The organism is Ilyobacter sp. (assembly GCF_041583315.1).
Lineage (GTDB): Bacteria > Fusobacteriota > Fusobacteriia > Fusobacteriales > Fusobacteriaceae > Ilyobacter.
Genome location: NZ_JBFHGC010000313.1, coordinates 1 through 3,534, shown reverse-complemented (window position 1 = coordinate 3,534; position 3,534 = coordinate 1). Strand labels below are relative to the sequence as shown.

At 31.6% G+C, this 3,534-nt stretch carries 5 protein-coding genes; 3 read left to right on the top strand and 2 right to left on the bottom strand.

Features of this window, described 5'->3' with window-relative positions; all coding sequences use genetic code 11:
- From ABZA26_RS10510 to ABZA26_RS10500, 3 genes are all read left to right on the top strand, one after another.
- Positions 1–585: M20/M25/M40 family metallo-hydrolase (locus tag ABZA26_RS10510; RefSeq protein ID WP_372714479.1), on the top strand; the 585-nt coding region annotated here is incomplete at its 5' end.
- A gap of 107 nt (positions 586–692) precedes the next feature.
- Entirely contained in the window at positions 693–1,145 is a 453-nt protein-coding gene (bcp, locus tag ABZA26_RS10505; protein ID WP_372714478.1) for a thioredoxin-dependent thiol peroxidase, read from the top strand.
- A gap of 31 nt (positions 1,146–1,176) precedes the next feature.
- Positions 1,177–1,545, top strand: coding sequence for a PH domain-containing protein (locus tag ABZA26_RS10500; RefSeq protein WP_372714477.1), 369 nt, complete (start codon positions 1,177–1,179; stop codon positions 1,543–1,545).
- A 109-nt stretch (positions 1,546–1,654) separates the two neighbouring features.
- Here ABZA26_RS10500 and ABZA26_RS10495 read toward each other — a convergent pair whose 3' ends face one another.
- Positions 1,655–2,062 (bottom strand): VOC family protein, encoded by a 408-nt coding sequence (locus tag ABZA26_RS10495; RefSeq protein ID WP_372714476.1) that lies wholly within the window; start codon positions 2,060–2,062, stop codon positions 1,655–1,657.
- Positions 2,063–2,128: 66 nt separating this feature from the next.
- Positions 2,129–2,764: a flavodoxin family protein gene (locus tag ABZA26_RS10490; protein WP_372714475.1), complete on the bottom strand. Its 636-nt coding sequence runs from the start codon at positions 2,762–2,764 to the stop codon at positions 2,129–2,131.
- Positions 2,765–3,534 lie beyond the last annotated feature (770 nt).

Here is a 3,534-nt window from a genome sequence, read left to right as displayed (position 1 = left end):
GATCCAAACATAAAAATAAGTATAGAAAAAATAACAGACACAACTTATGATAAGTGTCTGGACAAAATTTCTACCCCAAAATTAATAAATGCAATCCTGTTACACCCAAACGGTGTAGTATCCATGAGTCTAAGCATTGAAAACCTCGTTGAGTCCTCACTCAATCTGGGGAAAATAAGACTCAAAGGCGGCAGTATGATTATTGAGTCTGCCATAAGAAGTTCTGTAGATCAAAAACTAGACGAAATAGCTGAGAGTCTCATGGCTCTTGCTGATCTTTCAGGAGGATTCTTTGAGGCTGGCTCCAGATATCCAGCCTGGAAATATAGAGCGAACTCCAAGCTGAGAGATCATATGGCGTCTGTCTACAGCAAACTATTCGGAAAAAGTCCCAAAATAAAAGCAATACATGCAGGTCTGGAATGCGGTCTTCTGGGAGAAAAACTTCCCGATGTTGATATGGTCTCTTTTGGTCCAGATATAAGAGGTGCTCACACTCCGCAAGAAAGTATTTCAATCTCATCTACAAAAAATTCTTGGGAATTTCTTTTGAGGATTTTAAGGGATTCTAAAAATATTCTATAAAAATCTTAATATTTTTTGCTTTAAATAAAATTTTATAAAGGTATCCTCTAGTTTTGGTGTAATTATATTTTAGAAGATACTTACAATAAAGTCTAGGAGGCCGTTTTATGAAAAATTCAATAGATTTTACTCTCCCCGGAAGTAATGGTGAGAATGTATCTCTTTCTGAGTTTAAGGGGAAAAATATTATCTTGTATTTTTATCCGAGGGACAATACACCAGGTTGCACTCGGGAAGCCTGCGAATTCAAAGAAAGTTATACTAAATTTGAAAATTCAAATGCATTAGTTTTAGGAATAAGTAAAGATACTATTAAAAAGCATGTTAATTTCATAGAAAAATTTCAGTTGCCTTTTATACTTCTTAGTGATGCAGTAGGTAAGGTATGTGAGGATTATGGCGTTTGGAAATTAAAAAAAATGGCAGGTAAGGAGTATATGGGTATAGAAAGATCTACGTTTCTAATCAACAAAGAAGGGATTATTTTAAAAGAATGGAGAAAAGTAAAAGTAGCTGGACATGTAGAGGAAGTTTTACAATTTTTATCTCAGTCGGAATGATTTTTTATTTTATAAATGGAGGTAGTAAATTATGGTCGGACCATTTGGTACAAAAGATGTAGAAACTCTAAAAGTAAAATGGGTAGAAAAAATAGATAAATTTATTATCGAGGGCGAAAAAATAGAAAATATTTTTGAACTTGATCCTGATTTTGCAGTAATGACAAATAAAAGACTTATCTTTTTAGACAAAAAAATAGATATTGCCAACGTAACTGGACATGAACTTATTTTCATAAAGTATGACAAAATTGATTCAGTGGCTATAGAAAAACTTGTAGGGGTATTTAAATTTAACAAGGCTGTAATTTATTGCGGTGGCCACAAGCATTTGATAAAATTTGCAAAAGAAGAAGATACCATCTCCTTCATAAAAGCTATCAGTGTAAAAATCAACTGATTTCCCCCTCATAAAATAGTGATTAAAAAGTAGTCTCTTCAGAAAAAAAGACTTCTCTGGAAACTCTCCAGAGAGGTCTTTTTTGTGGGCTTAATTTAAAATTTTACCCCTAAATATCTGCTTCATCTCTTACCTCTATCTCGGTACCTTCTGGGGATTTGACTTTAAAAAGATAGCCATTCTCAACTTTATAGATTTCCTCACCATTTTTTACCTTAAAATCATTATAACCTTTAGATTTTATTTTTTCATATGTCTCTGTAACATTATCTACCAGAAAAGACAGATGTACAGGGCCAGCATTCATAGAACTCCATTTAGAAAACTTAGTCCCCGTTTTAGGAGTTTGAAGTTCTATCATGAAATCTCCTAATCTGAGCCATGTGTTGTAGTCTCTATTATGAAAATTTGGAGTTTCTTTTACAATTTTAAACTCTAAAATTTCGGTATAAAATTTTTTTGATTCTTCGTAACACTCTGTCTGAATGCAGACATGGTGCAATGCTTTTACACCCATATTTGTTCTCCTAACTTTATAATTTTTTAAATTTAAGCCTTCAAATATACTATATCTAATAATTATTTAATATACTAATTTCAGATCTGTTAGTTTCTTTTCTATTTCTTTCTTTAATTTCAATGTTTTATAGAGTTTTTTTCCTGCTTTTTCTACTTGTTCTATCGCTTTTTTATCACCAGCTGCTTTACCTTTTTCAAATAACCCTAATATTTTAACTATATCTAAGACTCTGTAACCTAGGGCCTCTAGAGGTTTTGCCATGGCCTCACCTGTATATCCCATATCCTCTGCCGAATGTTGTTCGCATACAGCAATGACAGAAGCATAACGACCTCCAAAGACTTCATTTATTCCCATCCATACCGAGCGGTCATCTTTTGACATCACTTCAAAACAATAGCATCTGTCAATAAATGCTTTTACGTCTGCCGTAACATTATAAAAATAAGTAGGAGAACCTAAAATTATTGCATCTGCCTCCAGTAAAAGGGGATATATCTTTTGCATATCATCATTTATCACGCATTTATACGTATCTCTGCATCCTTCACACCCCGTGCAGCCTTTTATAGAATAATCTCCTAGGAATATTACCTCTGTTTCTACTCCCTCTCCTTTTGCATTTTCCAGTGCATTTAAAACAAGAGAAGATGTATTTCCATTTTTCCTCTTACTTCCCACTATACCTAAAATTTTCATCTCAAATCGCCTCCCTGATAATACTACAAAATAAAATTATACCACTATTCTTTATTATTAGTCCACTTTGAACAAATTATTAATATTTTTTACCGATTTATCTTAAAAACACTGATTTTTACATATGCTATCTTAGCCATTAATAAATTCCTAAATATTAAATTATATTAATACATAGTTAAGTTTAAATTAATGTCTGTGGCGTAGTCTATCTTCGCAGTGGACATTATTAGGTTGATTAAATGACTGGTTTAGAAGATTAAAGTTTTAAGTAGGTAATGAACAAGAGTATAGTGATTTATGGTTTAAGTTATTCTGTTTCAATGTTGATGTCTATAAGGAATTTATAGTAAGATGACATCATAAGTACCGTGTCAATTTTAATTAAAGAGTTTCAGAGGACATTTAGTTTATAGTTTGAAGCAACATTAACTGTTTTAAAGTCATTTAAATCAACAGTTAGGTATTTAAAGGTTTAGATTTCTTTAGTAAGTAATAAATAAACAAAGTGATGTTTCACTGCAAGAGGGCTTGGTTTTCAAGCCCTCTTTTTATTATTTCTTAGTCTAACTTAATTCTTTAAATGCAATACTATCACTTGCATGTTTTTTCAATATAAATTTCCATCAAAAATAACTCTAGATCAAATATGCCAGATAAAATATATAAATAACTATAAAAGAAAAACCTTCCCATCTCTCAATTTTTCTTCCCTTACCTGAAAATATAAATAAAAACAGAAGCAGACTTAAAAATATATTTAAAGCTAT

Excerpts from the sequence above, each read along its gene's own strand:
- bcp (WP_372714478.1), top strand. The coding sequence starts at position 693 with ATGAAAAATTCAATAGATTTTACTCTCCCCGGAAGTAATGGTGAGAAT.
- ABZA26_RS10500 (WP_372714477.1), top strand. The coding sequence starts at position 1,177 with ATGGTCGGACCATTTGGTACAAAAGATGTAGAAACTCTAAAAGTAAAA.
- ABZA26_RS10495 (WP_372714476.1), bottom strand. The coding sequence starts at position 2,062 with ATGGGTGTAAAAGCATTGCACCATGTCTGCATTCAGACAGAGTGTTAC.
- ABZA26_RS10490 (WP_372714475.1), bottom strand. The coding sequence starts at position 2,764 with ATGAAAATTTTAGGTATAGTGGGAAGTAAGAGGAAAAATGGAAATACA.